Raw genomic sequence first — 17,922 nt, forward strand, 5'->3', positions numbered from 1 at the left:
GGGGGTCCTAGACGGCGAGGGGGGCGGTATCGGCGGCAGCCGGGGCCCGCCCGGTGATCGCGAGGAAGGTGTCGTGCAGCGAGGCGTCGGGCGAGCCGGTGTGTTCCGTCTTGAGGGCGGCCGGGGCGCCCTCGGCGACGACCCTCCCGCCGTCGACGACGACGAGCCTGTCCGCGAGGGCGTCGGCCTCGTCGAGGTAGTGGGTGGTGAGCACGACCGTCGTGCCGAAGTCGTCCCGCAGCCCCCGGACGAGGGCCCACAGGTCCTCCCGGCTGCCCGGGTCGAGCCCGGTGGTCGGTTCGTCGAGGAAGAGCACGGCCGGGCGGTGGGTCAGACCCATCGCGATGTCGAGGCGGCGGCGCTGGCCGCCGGAGAGCGCGGCGGTCCTGCGGTCGAGCAGGCCGCCGAGGCCGAGCTGCCCCGCGAGCTCGGCCGTGCGCGCGATCGCGTCGGCCTTGCTCAGCCGGTACAGCCGCCCCTGGGTGACCAGCTCCTCCCGCACGGTGACCTGCGGGTCCACACCGCCGGACTGGGCGACGTAACCGCACTTCCCGCGGACCCCGGCCGGGTCCGCGGCCAGGTCACAGCCGGCGACGGTGGCCGCGCCGCCGGTGGGGGCGAGCAGCGTGGTGAGCATCCGCAGCGTGGTGGTCTTGCCCGCGCCGTTGGGGCCGAGGAGGCCGACGATCTCGCCCGGCATGACGGTCAGATCGACCGAACGCACGGCGTGCACCGGCCCGGTCCTGGCCGTGAAGGTCCGGGCGAGCCCGGACGCGCTGATGATTGGCATGGCGAACAGAAAAACAGAGTGACTTAAAAATTGCAATGCCTCCAAAGTTTCAGGGACACCATGGGATCCGTAGGATGGGTGCATGGCTGAGGGACTGAGGGAGCGGAAGAAGCGTCAGACGAGGCAGCACCTCTCGGACGTGGCCACCGGGCTCTTCGTGGAGCGGGGCTTCGACGCGGTCACGATCGCCGAGATCGCCCAGGCCGCCGACGTCTCGGTCAACACGGTGTACAACTACTTCCCGGCCAAGGAGGATCTCTTCCTCGACCGCAGCCGGGGCATCGTCGACAGGCTCTCGCGGTACGTCCGTGGCCGCGAGGAGCGGGAGTCCGCCGCCGACGCCGTCCTGCGAGAGCTGCGGATCCAGGTGGAGGGCGTCTCGCCGACCGTCGGCCTCATGGACGGCTACGCGCGCTTCATGCGGGTCATCGAGGGCGCCGACAGCCTCAAGGCCCGGCTCTGGCACATCGGCCAGGAGGCGCAGCTGCACCTGGAGGTGACCCTGCGGGAGGAGGCCGGAGCGGAACCCGGTGACCGCGCTCCGGTTCTGGTGGCCGGTCAGCTCTCGTGGGTGCACAGCACGCTCATGGCGTACATCGGTGGCGAGATGGTCGCCGGACGCGGGACGGACGAGGTCTCGCGTGACGCGCTCGTCCTGCTCGACGACATGGAGGACCTCCTCGGTGAGAAGGTGCTCAACTACGCGCGACGCGCCGCCACGTGACGCCGGCCGGTGTGATGTCCGTCATGTGAGACGTGACGCGCATCTCTTCGCGGCCTCATGACCCCTCACGGGTACTAATCTCCGCCGGAGAGCATGCGAACAACTGAGAAGCATTGGGGTGCGAACGTGGCCAGGAAGCTCGCCGTCATCGGCGCCGGACTCATGGGGTCCGGTATCGCGCAGGTCTCCGCCCAGGCGGGCTGGGACGTCGTGCTGCGTGACGTCACCGACGAGGCCCTGGCCCGCGGGCGAGGCGGCATCGAGGCCAGCTACGGCAAGTTCGTGGCCAAGGGCAAGCTGGAAGCGGCCGACGCCGAGGCCGCGCTGGCCCGGATCACCACGACCACCGACCTCGACGCCGTGGCCGACGCGGACGTCGTCGTCGAGGCCGTCTTCGAGAAGCTCGAGGTCAAGCACGAGATCTTCCGTACGCTCGACAAGGTCGTGCGGGAGGACGCCGTCCTCGCCTCCAACACCTCCGCCATCCCGATCACCAAGATCGCGGCCGTGACGGAGCGCCCCGAGCGGGTCGTCGGGGTGCACTTCTTCTCGCCGGTCCCGATGATGCAGCTCTGCGAGCTGGTGCGCGGTTACAAGACGAGCGACGAAACCCTCGCCACCGCACGGGAGTTCGCCGAGTCCGTGGGCAAGACCTGCATCGTCGTCAACCGCGACGTGGCGGGCTTCGTCACCACCCGGCTGATCTCGGCGCTGGTCGTCGAGGCGGCCAAGCTGTACGAGTCGGGCGTCGCCTCCGCCGAGGACATCGACACCGCCTGCAAGCTGGGCTTCGGTCATGCCATGGGCCCGCTCGCGACGGCCGACATGACCGGCGTCGACATCCTTCTGCACGCCACGGGCAACATCTACACCGAGTCCCAGGACGAGAAGTTCGCCGCTCCAGAACTGATGCGCCGGATGGTCGACGCAGGTGACATCGGGCGCAAGAGCGGGCAGGGCTTCTACACCTACTGATCACAACCGGGGCCCCGGCCGGTCTGATGCGCCGTCAGTCAGACCCGGGGTCCCGGTATCCGAGCGCCGTCCGGCGCACGGATCCAGCGGGCACCGCCGGAGCTGCTTCACCCCTCGGGGTGAATTCGGTATCGGTTCGCTCACAGACGGCAACTTCCCTGTCGCTGCGGCAGTCAGTTGTGGCAGAGGCAGAGAGAGATCGAGACAGACCGACCACGCGGAGTACTTCCGGGGAGCGCATATGCACATCAGGGGCGACCACGCCGAGATGGCCGTCGGGGGCCGCCTCGACGTCCGAAGCGCGGCGGACGCCCGTACGGTCCTGCACTCGGCCGTCGACGACGGAGCCGGTGACCTCGTGCTGAACCTGACCGAGCTGGACTCGTGGGACGCCACCGGACTCGGCGTCATCATGGGCGCGCACCGCAGAGCCGGCCGTGCCGGCCGGCGCCTGGTGCTGCGCGGGGTGCCGCCGCAGATGCAGCGCCTGCTGGTGGCGACGAGGCTGCACAGGATCCTGGCCATCGAGGGCGGGATCGCCGCGGACTCCCTGCCACGTGTCTGAGGGCGGCGGCGATACACGCACAATCCTCACAGGAACGTGATGTCAGGGGCGGCGCGGCCCCCCACCTGTTCGTGGATACTGTGCGAAGGTTTAGGGTTCGGCCGTCTGCCGATCGACTAGGACCCACTGGCGGACACCGGACCGGGAGCGACATCGGGCGTGCGAGGCCGGAGGGGGCAACCGCGCGCTGCGCGTCTGGGGGACTTTGACGATGGACCCGACCAATCGGGGACCGGAAGAGTACGGCGACGACCGTTCCGGTGACGACGGCGGGCGGCGACGGCAGTCCCGCGACCCTCTGACGCCCGACTTCGGGCACCAGACACCGCAGCAGTCGCGCACCGTGCAGCTGATATCGGGCGACCTCCTGCTCACCGTCAATCCGGTCGACGGCAGCGAGATCGAGCCCTGCCGGCCCGGGGAGCAGCCCGGCACGCCCGTACGGCACACCGCCGCCCAGCGCGTGGAGCGCGAGCGCGCCGCCGCGCCGCCCGTACCGCCGGGGCCGCCCGCGCCGCAGATGCCTCTCCTGGAACGCCAGGAGGAGCGCGAGCGGCTGGTGCGGCTGCTCGCGCGGGGGCGTTCGGTGTGCCTCACCGGGCCCGCCGGGTCCGGCCGCACGGCCCTCCTGGACGCCGTCGCCGCCGACTGCGCGGACCTGGCACCGGACGGGGTCGTACGGCTCTCCGGTTACAAGCGGACCGCCACCGAGCTGCTGTACGGCCTGTTCGAGGCCGTCTACCGTGCTCCGCTGCACCGGCCCGACCGCGAAGGGCTCCTCGCGCTCGTCCACGGCATCGGTGCCGTCGTCGTCGTCGACGACCTGGAGCTCGGCGGCGCCGCTCTCCAGGAACTGCTCGACGCCACCCCGGAGTGCGCGTTCCTCTTCGCCACGACCCCTGAGGTGTCCGCGCCCGCGGCCGAGGCGAACCTCGACGAGGTCCTGCTCACCGGTCTCGGCCGCAGCGCTTCCATCGAGCTCATGGAACACGTCGTGGAGCGCGCCCTCACCGACGAGGAGGCGAACTGGGCGGGAGACCTCTGGTTCGAGTCCGAGGGGCTGCCGCTGCGCTTCGTCCAGGCCGGTGCCCTGCTGCGCCAGCGCGACGACCTGCGGACCGGCCAGGACGCGTACGACGGCTACGACGACGACCCGGCCGACGCCCCCTTCGGCCGGGCCGAGCCGGCCGTGCTTCCGCTGCCCAGCCTCGGGGAGGGCGCGGCGCCCGCCGCCCTGCTCGCCTCGCGGCTGAGCGAGGCCGCGCGCGAGACGCTGCGCTTCGCCGTCGCGCTCGGCGGTGAGGTGCCGCACCAGGCGCACCTGCCGGCGCTCGTGGGGGACACCCACGCCGATGCCGCCCTGGGCGAGCTGGCTCTCGTCGGCATGCTCTCCCCGGCAGGTCCCCGCTACCGGCTGGCCGCCGGAGTCCTGGCCCAGCTGGAGGCGAGCGGATACGGCGAGAGCGCGGACGCGCACGCCCGCAGCGCCGCCCAGCACTACACCTGGTGGGCCGGACACCCGTCCGTCACCCCGGACCGCGCGGTCGCCGAGGCCGACGCCCTCCTCGCCTCGATGGCCCGGCTCGTCCCCGGGGAGGCGGCAGGGCAGGCCAGCGTGGCCGTCCTGCTGGCCCGCAGCGCTGCTCCCGCCTTCGCCGCGGGGATGCAGTGGGGAGCCTGGGAGAAGGTCCTCAGGGCCGGCCAGGAGGCCGCGCGGCTCGCCGGTGAGGTGGCCGAAGAGGCGTACTTCCACCACGAGTTGGGCGTCCTCGCGCTCTGTGCCGGTCATCTGGACCGGGCCCGGGCCGAACTGGAGACGTCCGTCGGCATGCGCGGGGCGCTCGCCGACAAGGCCGGTGCGGTGGCCGGGCGCAGGGCGCTCGCACTCGTCGCGGACCGCTCGGGCGAACCGCTGCACAGCACCCCGGCGGGCGAGGAGGCACCGGCCCCGCGTCACGACGGGCCGGCCTCACCCCCCGGAGGCATCCCGGCCACCAAGCCCCTCTTCCCCCTGCAGACCGAGACGTCCGCGACCCCGGCCGCCCGTCGGAGCCCACCGCCCGCCGTCGCTCCCGGCGGGCCGATGGGGGTGCTCCGGGGAGCCCGGCGCAACCTCGTCGCCGTGGGCGCGGGCGCCCTGCTGGCGGCCGTGCTCGGCACGGTGGTGACGCTGGGCGCCACATCGGGCAGCGAGGAGCCGGAGGGGCAGAACGTCACGACCGAACAGTCGGCGAACGAGGACGACAGCGAGAACGGCCTCTCCGCGGACGAGCCGACCGACGACCCGGGCACCGGCGACGGCACGGCCGGCGGCGGTTCCGAGTCCACCCGTCCGTCCGGTACCGCCACCCCGTCCCCGAGCGGCACCCCGTCCCCGGGCACCTCGGAGCCCGCGACGAGTCCGGGAGCGGACACCCCGTCGAGCGGCAGCCCCAGCGACTCGCCGACGCAGAACAGCCCGTCCCCGACGAAGACGCCGACGAAGACGCCGACCACGCCGCCGACCACGCCCACCGAACCGACGCCCACCGAGCCGACGCCCACCGAGCCGACGCCGACGGAGCCGACGCCGACGGAGACCGTGACGGAGCCGGAGACCTCCAACTCGGCGAGCGGCCCGGCCGAGACCGTCACCGCGTCGGCGACGGAGGACGGCCCCGGTTCGCCGACGACGGCCTGAGGACGCTAAACGCCGTACGGGCCCGGAGACCGGGCGCTAAACGCCGTACGGGCCCGGAGACCGGGCCCGTACGGCGTCACGGAGTCCCGGTCAGAACAGCCGCAGCTTGTCGTCCTCGATGCCGCGCATCGCGTCGTAGTCGAGGACCAGGCACCCGATCCCACGGTCCGTCGCCAGGACCCGGGCCTGCGGCTTGATCTCCTGCGCCGCGAACACCCCGCGGACCGGCGCCAGATGCGGGTCCCGGTTGAGCAGCTCCAGATAGCGGGTCAGCTGCTCCACGCCGTCGATGTCACCCCGCCGCTTGAGCTCCACGGCCACCGTCGCGCCGTCCGCGTCCCTGCACAGGATGTCGACCGGACCGATCGCGGTGGGGTACTCGCGGCGGATCAGGGTGTAGCCCTCGCCGATCGTCTCGATGCGGTCGGCGAGCAGCTCCTGGAGGTGCGCCTCCACGCCGTCCTTGATGAGGCCCGGGTCGACCCCCAGCTCGTGGGACGAGTCGTGGAGGACTTCCTCCATCGTGATGATCAGTTTCTCGCCCGCTTTGTTCACCACGGTCCAGACGCCCTCGTTGTCGTCGGCGCCCTCCTTGAGGGTGCACGGCGGGGACATCCAGTTGAGAGGTTTGTACGCCCGGTCGTCGGCGTGGATCGAGACGCTGCCGTCCGCCTTCACCAGGATCAGACGGGGGGCGGAGGGCAGGTGGGCAGTGAGCCGGCCCGCGTAGTCGACGGAGCAACGGGCGATGACGAGACGCATGGTCGGCAACGCTACTCGACGACCCGGGGTCCACGCGATTCCCGCACGCCTCCCGAGGACCCCTTGACGGGCACCGCGCTGGCTTGCCCCTCTTTGCGACCGTTCGTTATTGGCCGGTTGTGTTCCCAATCTCCTGGTGCGGCCCGGACTGCGCCCTTACCGTGGAAGCAGGAGGTCGCCGTCTGTTTACGCAGCGTCGCCACCCTGCCCTGCCCGTAAGGCCCCGGCCACCTGTCGGGGTCGCGAGAGGAGAACCCATGTCGCTCGACGTCTCACCGGCGCTGTTGGAACAGGCCGAGCGAGGCGAGGTCGACGAAGCCGACTTCGTCGACTGCGTCCGGACCTCCCTGCCCTACGCATGGGAGATGATCAGCTCCCTGGTGGCCCAGCTGAAGGTCGACGGCGGACAGTTCGCCGACAACCAGACGCCCCCGCCGGACGAGCAGGCACGTGGTCAGCTGCTGCGTGCGCTCGCGAGTGATGCGATACGCGGCGCGCTGCAGAGGCACTTCGGAGTGCGCCTGGCATTCCAGAACTGCCACCGCGTGGCGGTGTTCCCGCTGGACACCTCGGTCGACGAGCGGCTGGCCCGATTCACCTCGGTGAGGGGCCAGTTGCTCAACCAGTCGCCCGAACTTCGGGACTGCTGAAGTCTTCTGCTGCCGCTTCGGGCCGCGGGAGGTGCAACTGGCTCCGGGGCGGCAGCTCCCGTACCACCGCACCACCAGGACCACCGGCGTGAACGGGTCACTCCAGCAACGGCAGCACTTCTGTCCCCAGCCGCTGCACATTCGTCTCCGTCGCCGCGAGATCGCCCGACCCCTCGACCATGAGGGCGAAGCGGGTGATGCCCGTGCGCTCCGCCGTGGCCGCCAGCCGGTCCGCGGCGAGACGGGGCGTGCCCACCGGATGCAGACCGCAGAGGAACTCCGTGTACGCGACGGGGTCCCGCATCACCCGGTGGCGGCCGTCGACCGTCACATGGGCGTCGAGCCCCTGGCGCAGCCAGCCGGGCATGGCCTTCACGAGTGTCTCGACGGCGTCCGCCGGGCGGTCGGCGATCTGGGCCACCCCCGCGGACACATGTGCTACCCGCTCCACGACCTCCGCCGGCTGACCGGCCGCCCGGGCGGCCGATCGCCACAGAGCGACCATGCCGGCCTTCTCCTCGTCGCCGCAATGCATCCCGAGGAGCATCGGCAAACCCTTCTCAGCGGCGAGTTCCACGCTTTTCGGCGACGTACACGCGACGATCACCTCCGGCCCGGCCGGACCGTCACCGAGGAGCTCGTCGGCCCGGGGTACGACGGCCACCTCGCGGAAGCCGAAGCGCCCCCCGCTCCCCGCCACCCGGGGCTTGTCCAGCCAGTCGAGCAGCAGTGCCAACGCCTCGGGGAAGCCCTTCTCGTACGCCTCGAGGCCTCCTTGGAACACCTCCAGGTCGACCCAGGGGCCACCACGCCCCACCCCGAGGGAGAAGCGCCCGCCGCTCGTCAGATGCAGCAGCGCGGCCTGCTCGCCGAGCATGACCGGGTGCTGGTTCGGCAGCACGCTCACCGCCGTGCCCACGCGGATCCTGCGGGTGCGGCCGAGCAGCAGCGCGGCCAGTGTCGTGGCGGACGGGCACACCCCGTACGGCACGAAGTGGTGTTCCGCCAGCCAGACGCATTCGAGTCCCGACTCCTCCGCGACCTCCGCGGATCTGACGGCTCGGTGCAGGGCCTCGCCCTGCCCCTGTCCCGGGAACTGGGCTGCCAGTACGAACGTTCCTACGCGCATCGCCTTGTGCCTCCTTACGGCCGACGCGGCTGTCCCCCTCCACCGGCAACAACGTCTGACACGTGCCAAAGGCACGGTCCACGGCGAAGTTGTTGCGATTTTCCGGTAACCCACTCGCCCCGCCGCTGCTCACCGGCCTCAGGCGCCGCCGGCCCCCGGCCGATGCCTCTAGGCTGGACGGAACGATCTGCCCGAACCGCCGCCCCGTGAGGTGTCCCGTGTCCCCGCGCCGCAACCGCCCCCGAGGCGGCGAGAGCCCCATCGGCAACGCACGAGAGCAGGCCGGGCGGTACGGCGGGGGAGGGGCCACGGAGAGCTGGCAGGGCGAGGAGTGGTCGGTACGCCCGGTGAGCGGCGCGAGCGCGGCGGGCAAGCGCTACCGCTGCCCCGGCTGCGACCAGGAGATCCCGTCCGGGGTCCCGCACCTCGTCGCCTGGCCCGAGTTCGGGGGGATCGACGACCGCAGGCACTGGCACAAGGCCTGCTGGAACGCGAGGGACCGCCGCACCACACGGGTGCAGCGGTCCAGGAACGCCCCGCGTCACTGAGTCGTCAGACGTCCCGCCGATCCAGCGACGCGAAGGCGCCCGCCATGGCCACCGCGGTCACGCCGAGGATGATCCACAGCGGTTCCCAGCCGGTCGGCCCCGATACCGTCACCGACGTGTCGTACATCGCGCCGAGCTGGTTGGGGATCGAGTACTCGAAGAGCGCCTCCTGCACACCGGCCAGCGTCGGCGAGAACATGAACATCGCCAGCACGAGCGGGAGCAGCACCACCGCGATCATGATCGTGATGGCGCCAGCCGAGTGCCGGATGACGGTGCCGAGCGCGAGCGACAGCAGCCCGAGCGTGGCGACGTAGAGGCCGACCCCGACGGTGGAGCGCACCCAGAAGCCGGTGTCGGGGGTGGCGCCGTCGAGCATGGCCGTCTGCAGGACGCCGACGACTCCGGTGGTCACCGTGGTGATGGTGAAGGCGAGCAGGAAGAAGACGATCGACTTCGCGATCAGCATCCGCGCCCGGCTCGGGCACGCGGTCAGCGTCGTACGGATCATTCCGGTGCCGTACTCGGACGCGATGGTCAGCACTCCGAGAGTGATCACGCAGATCGAACCGAGCAGCACGCCGAAGAAGCCGAGACTCAGCACGGGGGTGTCGTCCATGGGGGCGTCCGACACGCTCACGGCGAATGCGGTGAGCAGTCCGATGCCGATCAGCAGCACGATCATCACGCCGAGCGTCCACATCGTGGAGCGCACGGACCGGATCTTCGTCCACTCGGAGGCGATCGCGTCACCCAGGCCGGGGGTGCGCACGGGGATCGGTGAGGCGTACTGCCCGACGGGGCCGTTCCAGCCCTGCTGCTGCGACTGCGGCTGCTGAGGCGCCTGGTGCGCCTGTGGGGGCGTCTGCGCCTGCGGCGGGGGCATCGTCATCGGGAGTCCTCGCTGGTCTTGCGCTCGGTCCGGTCGGGGGTGGCCGTGGGGGCGGGTGCCGGTGTGACGGCGTACGGGTTCTGTCCCGGGGGCGGCGGTGCGTACCAGCCCTGCTGCGGGACCTCCGGTGGAGGCTGGGGCGCGTGCCCGGGCTGCCCGTAGCCCTCGAAGCCGGGCTGCCCGTAGCCGGGTGGCGGCAGCTGGAGCCCTTCCTTGGCGTCCGTCGTCGAGCGGTAGTCCACGGCGCCCTGCGTCATCCGCATGTACGCCTCCTCGAGCGACGCCTGGTGCGGCGAGAGCTCCCACAGCCGGACGTCCGACGCGTGGGCCAGATCACTGATCCGGGAGAGCGGCAGCCCGGTGACGCGCAGGGCCCCGTCCGGCTCCGGCATGACCCCGCCACCCGCCTTCGTCAGCGAGGCGGTCAGCTTCTCCCGCTCCTCCGGACGGTCGGCGGGGGTCCGCACCCGCGCGAAGTCCGCGGAGTTGGCGGAGATGAAGTCCTTGATGCTCATGTCGGAGAGCAGCTGTCCGCGGCCGATCACGATCAGGTGATCGGCGGTGAGAGCCATCTCGCTCATCAGGTGGCTGGAGACGAAGACCGTGCGGCCCTCCGAGGCCAGCTGCTTCATCAGGTTGCGGACCCAGAGGATGCCCTCGGGGTCGAGCCCGTTGACCGGCTCGTCGAAGAGCAGCACCTGGGGGTCGCCGAGCAGCGCCGCCGCGATCCCGAGCCGCTGGCCCATGCCGAGGGAGAAGCCGTTGGACCGCTTCTTCGCGACGTCCTGGAGCCCGACGACGCCGAGGACCTCGTCCACCCGGGCCGCGGGGATGCCCGCCAGCTGGGCCAGGCACAGCAGGTGGTTACGGGCGCTGCGCCCGCCGTGCACGGCCTTGGCGTCGAGCAGCGCCCCTACCTGGCGCGGGGCGTTGGGAAGGCTGCGGAAGGCGTGGCCGCCGATCGTCACATGTCCGGACGTCGGCCGGTCCAGGCCGAGCATCATGCGCATGGTGGTGGACTTGCCCGACCCGTTGGGACCGAGGAACCCCGTCACGGCCCCGGGCCGCACCTGGAAGGAAAGGTTGTGCACGGCCGTCTTCGCGCCGTAGCGCTTGGTCAGGCCGACTGCCTCGATCATTCTCCAGCCCCATCGACTTATCTGTCGTCGGGGCCCAGGCCTCGGCCGCGCGCCCCCGTAAGAGTTAGGAGGATAACCAGCCGCAGGTGGTTCCGGCCAAGCCGTTCCGCGGAGCGTCGGTGTCCCGGGCGCCGCTCAGGCGTCCCGCTTCTTCAGTACGAGGTAGCCGCCGATCAGCGCCGCCACCACCCACAGCGCCATGATTCCGAGCCCGGCCCACGGCCCGTACGGCGCCGGGTCACTGTTCATGGCGTCCGGGACCACCTGCATGATCTTGGAGCCGGCCTGGTCGGGGAAGTAGCGGGCGACGCTCTTCGCGCCCGGGACCGCCGAGAGGATCTGCGAGACGAGGAAGAAGAACGGCATCAGGATGCCCAGCGACAGCATGGAGCTGCGCAGCATCGTGGCCACGCCCATCGAGAAGACCGCGATCAGGCCCATGTAGACGCCGCCGCCGAAGACCGCGCGCAGCACGTTCTCCGCGCCGAGGTCGGTGCCGCGGTCGCCGAGCAGGGCCTGGCTGAGGAAGAAGGTGACGAAGCTGGTGGCCAGCCCGACCACCAGGGCCAGGACGCCCGCAACCGCGATCTTGCTGAAGAGGAACGAACCGCGCTGCGGCACGGCCGCGAGCGAGGTGCGGATCATGCCCGAGCTGTACTCCGTACCCACCACCAGGACCCCGAAGACGACCATCGCCAGCTGACCCAGGACCATCCCGGAGAAGCTCACGAACGTCGGGTCGAAGGTGGCCCGCTCGGCGGCGGAGAGGTCGTCGAACTGGCTGTTCAGCAGGGCGCTCAGAGCCGCGCCCAGGGCGACGGTGACGACGAACGCGGAGATCAGCGTCCAGATGGTCGAGGAGACCGTACGGATCTTGGTCCACTCGGAATTCAGGACCGCGGGAGCCGATGCCATCGCTGTCACACCCCCTTCGTACGGACGTCGGCCGTGGCTTCGCCGGCCTGCTGCTGGTTCCACTGGTCGCCCCAGTGCGGGCCCACCGGCGGTGGGGGCTCGGCTCCCTCGCGTTCGGAGTGCGCGTGGTACTCGACGGAGCCCGCGGTCATCTGCATGAACGCCTCCTCCAGGGAGGCCCGCTGGGCACTGAGCTCGTGCAGCACGATCCCGTTCCGGCCGGCGAGTTCACCCAGCCGCTCAGGGCCCTCGCCGTCGATCTCCAGCGAGCCGTTGCCCGACTCGACCGCCACGACGCCCTCCGCGTGCAGCAGATCACGCAGGCGCTCCTGTTCCGGGGAGCGCATCCGCACGAAGCTGCGGGAGTTCTCACGGATGAAGTCGGCCATCGAGGTGTCCGCGAGCAGCTTGCCCTGCCCGATGACGATCAGATGATCCGCGGTGAGGGCCATTTCGCTCATCAGATGGGAGGAGACGAAGATCGTCCGGCCTTCCGCCGCGAGGGCCTTCATCAGATTTCTGATCCAGTGAATGCCCTCGGGGTCCAGACCGTTGACGGGCTCGTCGAACATCAGGATCTCGGGATCCCCGAGCAGCGCGGCCGCGATGCCCAGCCGCTGGCCCATGCCGAGGGAGAAGCCCTTGGACTTCTTCTTCGCCACCGCGCTCAGCCCGACCGTGTCCAGCACGTGGGAGACCCGGCTCGCCGGGATGCGGTTGCTCTGGGCGAGGCACAAAAGGTTGTTGTACGCGCTGCGCCCACCGTGCATCGACTTGGCGTCCAGGAGCGCCCCGATGTGCTTGAGCGGCTCCTGGAGGTCGCGGTAGTGGCGGCCGTCGATCCGCACCGTACCGCTGGTCGGGTTGTCGAGGTCGAGCATCATCCGCATGGTCGTGGACTTGCCCGCGCCGTTCGGGCCGAGGAATCCCGTCACCATGCCGGGGCTGACCCGGCATGACAGATGGTCGACGGCAACCTTGTTGCCGAAGCGTTTGGTGAGGCCGTCGAGCTCGATCATGCGCTCACGCTAGAACGGCCGCGCGCCCGGCGCCACACAGAGTGGAACCGGGCGCGCAAAGGGGGTACAGCTGATGTACGTGCCGTCGCTCAGCGGGTCTGCTGGGCGGGGACCCCGCGGGTGGACTCGTCCTCCGCGGGGGAGCCGGCGGCGGCGACCGCGGCACCCGTCAGCGTCGCCAGCATCTCGCGGACGTTGGTCAGCTGGGCGTTGATCGAGTCGCGGCGGTTGGTGAGCGCCGCGAGCTCGCGCTCCGATTCGCTGCGGATCCGGTCGGCCTTGGCGTTCGCGTCCGCCACGATGTCCTCGGCCTGACGCTGAGCCGTCTCCACCGTCTGGCGGGCCCGGCGCTCGGCGTCCGTGCGGAGCTTCTCGGCCTCCAGGCGGAGCTGCTCCGCGCGGTGCTCGATCTCCGCGAGACGCTTCTCGGCCTTCGCCTGACGGGACGCGAGATCGCGCTCCGACTGCTCGCGGCGCTTGGCGAGGTTCGTCTCGAAGTCCGCGGCGGCCTGGGCGGCCTTGGCGCGGGTCTCCTCGAAGAGGGCCTCCGCCTCCTCGCGCTTCTGCTGGGCGTCCTTCTGGGCGTCGGTGCGCAGCGTGCTCGCCTCGCCCTTGGCCTTCTCGACGATGCGAACGCCCTCGTCCTCGGCCTTCGACTTGCGCTCCGCGGCGAAGGTCTCCGCGTCGTTGCGCACCTGCTGGGCGGCCGACTCGGCCAGCTCGCGGTGCTGCTCGGCCGCGCGGCGGGCCTCCTCACGCAGGTCCTTCGCCTCCTCCTCGGCGAGGCGGAGGATCTTCTCGACGCGTGCGCCGAGCCCGGCGTACGACGGCTCGGCGTCGTTGACCTGGGCCTGGGCGTTCTGCGTCTCGAGGTGGAGCTCCTCGATGCGCTTTTCCAGAGAGGTGATACGGGCGAGAGCACTGTCACGGTCGGCGACGAGTTTGGTAATGCGGTCGTCCACCTGACCGCGGTCGTATCCACGTCGCACGAGCTCGAAGCCGAAGGGGGAGGAAGGGTCGCTCATGGGGTTCCTGTCGAATGAGACCGGTGAGGTGTTAGAGGGAATCCTAGGGGCCGAAGCGGCGTGTCAACGTGAAGATGCCGCTTTGATATGGAGAATGACACCCCTTTTGAGTGGCTGACCCCCGGAGTGCTTGCGACCCGAAGGGTTGAATGTTCATGGCGAAGTGCGTGAGCGGCTACCCGTCCGACGCCTTGCCGCCCGACCGGTTGCCCGCCGCCGCCCCCGCCTTGACGCCCCCCGCGCCGCCGCCCGAGGCCTTGCCCGTTCCGCCCGGAGCCTCGAAAGACTCCAACGCCTCCAGGACGTCCTGGACACGGGAGATCTCCGTGTTGATGTCCTCGCGTCTGCGGACCAGGAGGTCCAGCTCACGACGGCCTTCTTCGACGATCTGCGTCGCCTCGGCCTCGGCGTCCGCACGCAGCTTCTCGGCGACCCGGGTCAGCTCGGCCTTCTTGGTCTCGGCCTCCTTGAGGAGCGACTCGGCGCGCTTCACGGCGGCGATACGGACCTTGCTCGCCTCCGAATTCGCGTCCGACAACAGCTCCTTGGCCTTCGCCTCGGCCTCCGCCCGCTGTTCCGTCGCCGCCTTCATCAGCTTGTCGACGCGCTCGCCGGCGGTCTTCATCTGCTCGGAGGTCTCGCGCCGGGCGCGCTCGTGCAGCTCCTCGACCTCGCTCTCGACCCGGGCCCTGAGCTCCTCCGCCCGCTCCCGGGTGGCGGTGGCGTCCCGGCGGGCGCCGACGAGCAGTTCGTCCGCGTCCGTGCGGGCCCGCTCCACCAGGGTGTTGCCCTCGACCGTCGCCTCGGAGGTGATCCGGACGGCCTCGTTGCGGGCCGCTCCGACCATCCGGTCGGCCTGCTCCTCGGCCTCGGTGGCGGCGCGCAGCGCCTCCTCCTGGGCCTTGTTGACGAGCTGGTCGGCCTGTTCGGCGGCGTCGGCGCGGCGCTTCGCCGCGGCCTCGCGCGCCTCGTCCAGCAGCCGGTCCGCCTCCTGCCGGGCCTCAGCGCGAAGCTGCTCCGCCGCGGACTCGGCGTCGGCGCGCAGCCGCTCCGACTCCTCGCGGGTGCGGGCCGCGTGCTCCTGGGCCGAACCGACGGTCTGCGCCGCCTCCGCGCGCAACCGCTCCGCCTCGTCGGTCGCCTCGCCGACGAAGCGTTCCGACTGCTCGGTGGCCTCGGTGCGGATCCGCTCGCTCTCGCTCGTGGCCTCGGCCATGAGCCGGTCGGCCTGAGCCGCCGCTTCCGAACGGATCCGGTTGGCGTCCTCACGGGCCTCGGCGCGGGCGCGCGAGGCGTCATGCTCCGCCGACGCCAGGGCGTCGGACGCCTCCGTGCGGACCCGCTGGCTGTACTCCGATGTGTCCGAGCGCAGCTTCTCCGACTCGGCGATGGCCTCGGACACGGTCCGCTCGGCCAGGGTCTTGGCGGCCTCCGACTCCTCGTGCGCGACCCGACGGATGCGGTTGGCGTCCTCGGTGGCCCGCTCGCGCTCGGCGTAGGCGTCGGACCTGACCCGGTCCGCCTCCTCCTGCGCCTCGGTCCTCGTCCGCTCCGCCGAGTGCTCGGCCGCGGACCGCAGCCCGGTGATCTCCTCCTCGGCCTGCTCCTGCAGTCCGGCGACGGAGTCCCGCACCTGCTGGGCGGTCTGCTCGGCGGCCGTGACCAGCTCGGTGGCCCGGCTCTCCGCCTCCTCGACCAGCCGCTGGGCCTCGGCCTGGGCCTCCTCGACCCGCTTGCGGGCGGAGGCCAGGAGCTCTTCGCTCTGCTCGCGTGCGCGCTCCCGCTCCTGCTCCGCCTCGGCGCGGGCGGAGTCGAGTACCTCCTCGGCGGCACGGCGGCGTCGGTCGGCCTCCTCCTGGGCGGCGGCCAGGGCCTCGGCGGCCTCCGTGCCGACCCGCTCGGCGGCGGCCGCGGCCTCGGAGCGGATCCGGCCGGCGCTCTCCTGGGCCTCGTTCTTCAGCCGCTCCGCCTCGGCCGCTGCCTCGCTGCGCAGCCGCACCGCGACGGACTCACCCTCGGCGCGGGACCGCGCGGCGTCGCCGGCGGCCTCGGTACGCAGGCGCTCGGCCTCCGTCGTGGCCTGCTCCTGGAGCGTACGGACCCGTTCGGCCGCCTCCGCGCGCAGCCGCTCCGACTCCTCGCTCGTCTCGCGGCGGATCCGCTCCGCCTCCGTACGCGCCTCGCCGAGCGCCTCCTCCGCCGCGGCGACCCGGGACGCGGCCTCGGCGTGCAGCCGGGCCAGTTCCTCGGCCGCCTCGGCCTTGCGGGCCTCGATCCCGCGCTCGGTCTCCTCGCGCAGCGCCTCGGCCGCCGCCTCCGCGGCGGCGGTCAGGGCGGTGGCCTGCTCCTCGGCCTCCGCGCGGAGCTTCTCCGCCTCGGCGCGGCTGCGTTCCAGCGCTTCCTCGGCCTGCTTGCGCAGGGTGGCCGCGCGCTCGGCCGCCTCGGTCCTGACCCGCTCGCTCTCGGTGCCCGCGGAGGTCCGGAGCTCCTCGGCGTCGGCCTTGGCCTCGTTGAGCAGCTCCTCGGCGGTGCGGGCACCCTCCTCGAGCTGCTGGACGGCCTCGCGGCGGGCCTCACCACGGATCCGCTCGCCCTCGGCCACGGCCTCGGAGCGCAGCTGCTCGGCCTCGCCGCGGAGCCGGCGCGCCTCCTCCTGCAGCTCGACGGTCTTGGCCCGGTACTCCTTGGTGTCGTCCTTGGCGGCGCCCTTGAGCTGGTCGGCCTGCTCGGCGGCCTCACCGCGCAGGCGGTCCGCCTCGGCCTCGGCCTCGCGGCGGATCCGGTCGGCTTCCTCGCCGGCCGCCCTGGTGGTCGACCTGGCGTCCTCGGAGGCCTTGGTCAGGACCTCCTCGGCGCTCCGGGCCGCCTTCGCGAGCTGGGCCGCGGCATCCTCGGCGGCCAGTGTGCGGGCCTTCTCGGCGGCCTCGGCGACCACCCTCTCGGCCTCCGCGCGGGCGTCGGCGAGCGCCTGCTCGGCCTCTTCCTTGAGCGCCTCGGCCTGCTTCGTGGCCTCACCGACCAGCCGGGCGATCTCGGACTTGGCCGTGCGGGTGCGCTGCTCGTTCTGCGACTCGGCGCCGGCCAGCCGCTTGACCGCGGCCTCCTTCGCCTCGGCGAGGACCTTCTCGGCCTCCAGGCGGGCCTCGCGCAGCCGGGTCTCGGCCTCCTGCGTGCGCTGTTCCGCGGCGCGGTGCAGCTCCGTGGTCTGCTGCCGTGTCTGCTCGGTCTCGGTGGTGGCCGTCGAGCGCAGCCGCTCGGCGTGGCTGGTGGCCTCCTGGGCCTGCGTGGAGGCGGCGTCGAGGAGCCGCTCCGCATCCCTGCGGGCCCGCAGCAGCATGGCTTCGGCCTCGCCACGAGCCGACTCCGCCTCGGAGTTGAGGCGCCGGCGGGTCTCGTCGGCGAGCCGGGCCGCCTCGGCACGGGCGGCGGCCAGCGACTGCTCGGCCTCCGTGCGCGACTCGTCCAGGAGACGGCGGGCCTGGGCCTCGGTCCTGGCCCGCAACTGCTCGGCCCAGGCGACGTTCTCGTTGACGTGGGACTCGACGGTCTGCCGGCGTTCCGCCAGTTCCTGGTCGAGCCGCTGGCGCCGCTGCACGGCCTCGGCGTGCAACTCGGCCTGGAGCCGCGCCTGGTGCTCCGCGTGCTCCTGCAGGATCCGCTGCGTCTGCGCCCTGGCCTCACGCAGCTCGCGCTCGGCGTCCGTACGCATCTGGTCGGCCTGGATCTGGGCGTTACGGAGCATCTGTTCGGCCTGGTAGCCGATGTCCGCGCTGTCGTGTGCGGGACGCGTCGCCAGATTGCGCCGCGCCTCGTGCAGCTTGGCGCGCAAGACCTCGACCTGGTAACCGAGGTCCTCGGCGTGCTGGACGGCCTTCTCGCGGTCGGTCTTCAGCCGGTCCATCTTGGCTTCGAACCGCGAGAGATGGTCGTCGTCAGCTCGGTGGCTCTGCTGGCTCTCGTAGCCCCGCACTGCGCGGTCCCATCCTTCCCCGAGCTCTCAACTCTGTTCGAGCAGGGGAGACCCCAACCCTGGTCGCAATTCTCCATACGAGTACCGCTCGCCGGCGAGCGGTCCCCCGGGGAATGGTGACAGATCAAAGGCGGGGACG

The 17,922-nt window shown here is 71.8% G+C and carries 15 protein-coding genes; 6 read left to right on the forward strand and 9 right to left on the reverse strand.

Going from position 1 to position 17,922, the window contains the following annotated elements; genetic code table 11:
- Positions 1-7: 7 nt before the first annotated feature.
- Entirely contained in the window at positions 8-790 is a 783-nt protein-coding gene (locus OO67_RS08270) for an ABC transporter ATP-binding protein (RefSeq protein WP_033298388.1), read from the reverse strand.
- Positions 791-872: 82 nt separating this feature from the next.
- Here OO67_RS08270 and OO67_RS08275 point away from each other — a divergent pair, with 82 nt between their 5' ends.
- The 4 genes from OO67_RS08275 to OO67_RS08290 all read left to right on the forward strand — a co-directional run bounded on the left by OO67_RS08275 (position 873) and on the right by OO67_RS08290 (position 5,734).
- On the forward strand, positions 873-1,514 hold the full coding sequence (locus tag OO67_RS08275) for a TetR/AcrR family transcriptional regulator (protein ID WP_033298390.1): 642 nt from the start codon (positions 873-875) through the stop codon (positions 1,512-1,514).
- Between the two features lie 126 nt (positions 1,515-1,640).
- Positions 1,641-2,489: a 3-hydroxyacyl-CoA dehydrogenase family protein gene (locus tag OO67_RS08280; protein WP_031091501.1), complete on the forward strand. Its 849-nt coding sequence runs from the start codon at positions 1,641-1,643 to the stop codon at positions 2,487-2,489.
- 241 nt (positions 2,490-2,730) lie between these two features.
- Positions 2,731-3,054, forward strand: a complete 324-nt coding sequence (locus tag OO67_RS08285; protein WP_033298393.1) for an STAS domain-containing protein — start codon at positions 2,731-2,733, stop codon at positions 3,052-3,054.
- A gap of 211 nt (positions 3,055-3,265) precedes the next feature.
- On the forward strand, positions 3,266-5,734 hold the full coding sequence (locus OO67_RS08290) for an ATP-binding protein (protein WP_033298806.1): 2,469 nt from the start codon (positions 3,266-3,268) through the stop codon (positions 5,732-5,734).
- A 90-nt stretch (positions 5,735-5,824) separates the two neighbouring features.
- Here OO67_RS08290 and nucS read toward each other — a convergent pair whose 3' ends face one another.
- A complete protein-coding gene (gene nucS / locus OO67_RS08295) occupies positions 5,825-6,496 on the reverse strand; it encodes an endonuclease NucS (RefSeq protein WP_033298394.1) in 672 nt (223 codons plus the stop codon).
- A 257-nt stretch (positions 6,497-6,753) separates the two neighbouring features.
- Between nucS and OO67_RS08300 the strand changes: the two genes are divergently transcribed.
- The gene (locus OO67_RS08300) at positions 6,754-7,146 is read left to right on the forward strand and encodes an SCO5389 family protein (RefSeq protein ID WP_033298396.1); all 393 of its coding nucleotides are present in this window, start codon (positions 6,754-6,756) and stop codon (positions 7,144-7,146) included.
- A 97-nt stretch (positions 7,147-7,243) separates the two neighbouring features.
- Here OO67_RS08300 and OO67_RS08305 read toward each other — a convergent pair whose 3' ends face one another.
- Complete coding sequence (locus OO67_RS08305) at positions 7,244-8,275, reverse strand: LLM class flavin-dependent oxidoreductase (protein WP_033298397.1); 1,032 nt, start codon at positions 8,273-8,275, stop codon at positions 7,244-7,246.
- A 218-nt stretch (positions 8,276-8,493) separates the two neighbouring features.
- Between OO67_RS08305 and OO67_RS08310 the strand changes: the two genes are divergently transcribed.
- A complete protein-coding gene (locus OO67_RS08310) occupies positions 8,494-8,823 on the forward strand; it encodes a hypothetical protein (protein ID WP_033298398.1) in 330 nt (109 codons plus the stop codon).
- 4 nt (positions 8,824-8,827) lie between these two features.
- On the opposite strand, the gene OO67_RS08315 is transcribed toward OO67_RS08310, so the two are convergent.
- From OO67_RS08315 to scy, 6 genes are all read right to left on the reverse strand, one after another.
- A complete protein-coding gene (locus OO67_RS08315) occupies positions 8,828-9,715 on the reverse strand; it encodes an ABC transporter permease (RefSeq protein ID WP_033298399.1) in 888 nt (295 codons plus the stop codon).
- Positions 9,712-10,854, reverse strand: a complete 1,143-nt coding sequence (locus OO67_RS08320; RefSeq protein WP_033298401.1) for an ABC transporter ATP-binding protein — start codon at positions 10,852-10,854, stop codon at positions 9,712-9,714. The genes OO67_RS08315 and OO67_RS08320 overlap by 4 nt, the downstream gene beginning before the upstream one ends.
- A 135-nt stretch (positions 10,855-10,989) precedes the next feature.
- Positions 10,990-11,769, reverse strand: coding sequence for an ABC transporter permease (locus OO67_RS08325; protein ID WP_033298402.1), 780 nt, complete (start codon positions 11,767-11,769; stop codon positions 10,990-10,992).
- 5 nt (positions 11,770-11,774) lie between these two features.
- Positions 11,775-12,788, reverse strand: a complete 1,014-nt coding sequence (locus OO67_RS08330; RefSeq protein ID WP_033298403.1) for an ATP-binding cassette domain-containing protein — start codon at positions 12,786-12,788, stop codon at positions 11,775-11,777.
- 89 nt (positions 12,789-12,877) lie between these two features.
- Positions 12,878-13,813 carry a coiled-coil domain-containing protein gene (locus tag OO67_RS08335; RefSeq protein WP_033298404.1) on the reverse strand — a complete coding sequence of 312 codons (936 nt, stop codon included), beginning with the start codon at positions 13,811-13,813 and terminating at the stop codon, positions 12,878-12,880.
- Positions 13,814-13,988: 175 nt separating this feature from the next.
- Positions 13,989-17,783 (reverse strand): polarized growth protein Scy, encoded by a 3,795-nt coding sequence (gene scy / locus OO67_RS08340; protein ID WP_033298405.1) that lies wholly within the window; start codon positions 17,781-17,783, stop codon positions 13,989-13,991.
- Positions 17,784-17,922: the final 139 nt, after the last annotated feature.

Origin of the sequence: Streptomyces atroolivaceus, from assembly GCF_000717025.1 — a bacterium.
Taxonomy (GTDB): domain Bacteria; phylum Actinomycetota; class Actinomycetes; order Streptomycetales; family Streptomycetaceae; genus Streptomyces; species Streptomyces atroolivaceus.

Excerpts from the sequence above, each read along its gene's own strand:
- OO67_RS08270 (WP_033298388.1), bottom strand. The coding sequence starts at position 790 with ATGCCAATCATCAGCGCGTCCGGGCTCGCCCGGACCTTCACGGCCAGG.
- OO67_RS08275 (WP_033298390.1), top strand. The coding sequence starts at position 873 with ATGGCTGAGGGACTGAGGGAGCGGAAGAAGCGTCAGACGAGGCAGCAC.
- OO67_RS08285 (WP_033298393.1), top strand. The coding sequence starts at position 2,731 with ATGCACATCAGGGGCGACCACGCCGAGATGGCCGTCGGGGGCCGCCTC.
- OO67_RS08290 (WP_033298806.1), top strand. The coding sequence starts at position 3,266 with ATGGACCCGACCAATCGGGGACCGGAAGAGTACGGCGACGACCGTTCC.
- nucS (WP_033298394.1), bottom strand. The coding sequence starts at position 6,496 with ATGCGTCTCGTCATCGCCCGTTGCTCCGTCGACTACGCGGGCCGGCTC.
- OO67_RS08300 (WP_033298396.1), top strand. The coding sequence starts at position 6,754 with ATGTCGCTCGACGTCTCACCGGCGCTGTTGGAACAGGCCGAGCGAGGC.
- OO67_RS08305 (WP_033298397.1), bottom strand. The coding sequence starts at position 8,275 with ATGCGCGTAGGAACGTTCGTACTGGCAGCCCAGTTCCCGGGACAGGGG.
- OO67_RS08315 (WP_033298399.1), bottom strand. The coding sequence starts at position 9,715 with ATGACGATGCCCCCGCCGCAGGCGCAGACGCCCCCACAGGCGCACCAG.
- OO67_RS08320 (WP_033298401.1), bottom strand. The coding sequence starts at position 10,854 with ATGATCGAGGCAGTCGGCCTGACCAAGCGCTACGGCGCGAAGACGGCC.
- OO67_RS08325 (WP_033298402.1), bottom strand. The coding sequence starts at position 11,769 with ATGGCATCGGCTCCCGCGGTCCTGAATTCCGAGTGGACCAAGATCCGT.
- OO67_RS08330 (WP_033298403.1), bottom strand. The coding sequence starts at position 12,788 with ATGATCGAGCTCGACGGCCTCACCAAACGCTTCGGCAACAAGGTTGCC.
- OO67_RS08335 (WP_033298404.1), bottom strand. The coding sequence starts at position 13,813 with ATGAGCGACCCTTCCTCCCCCTTCGGCTTCGAGCTCGTGCGACGTGGA.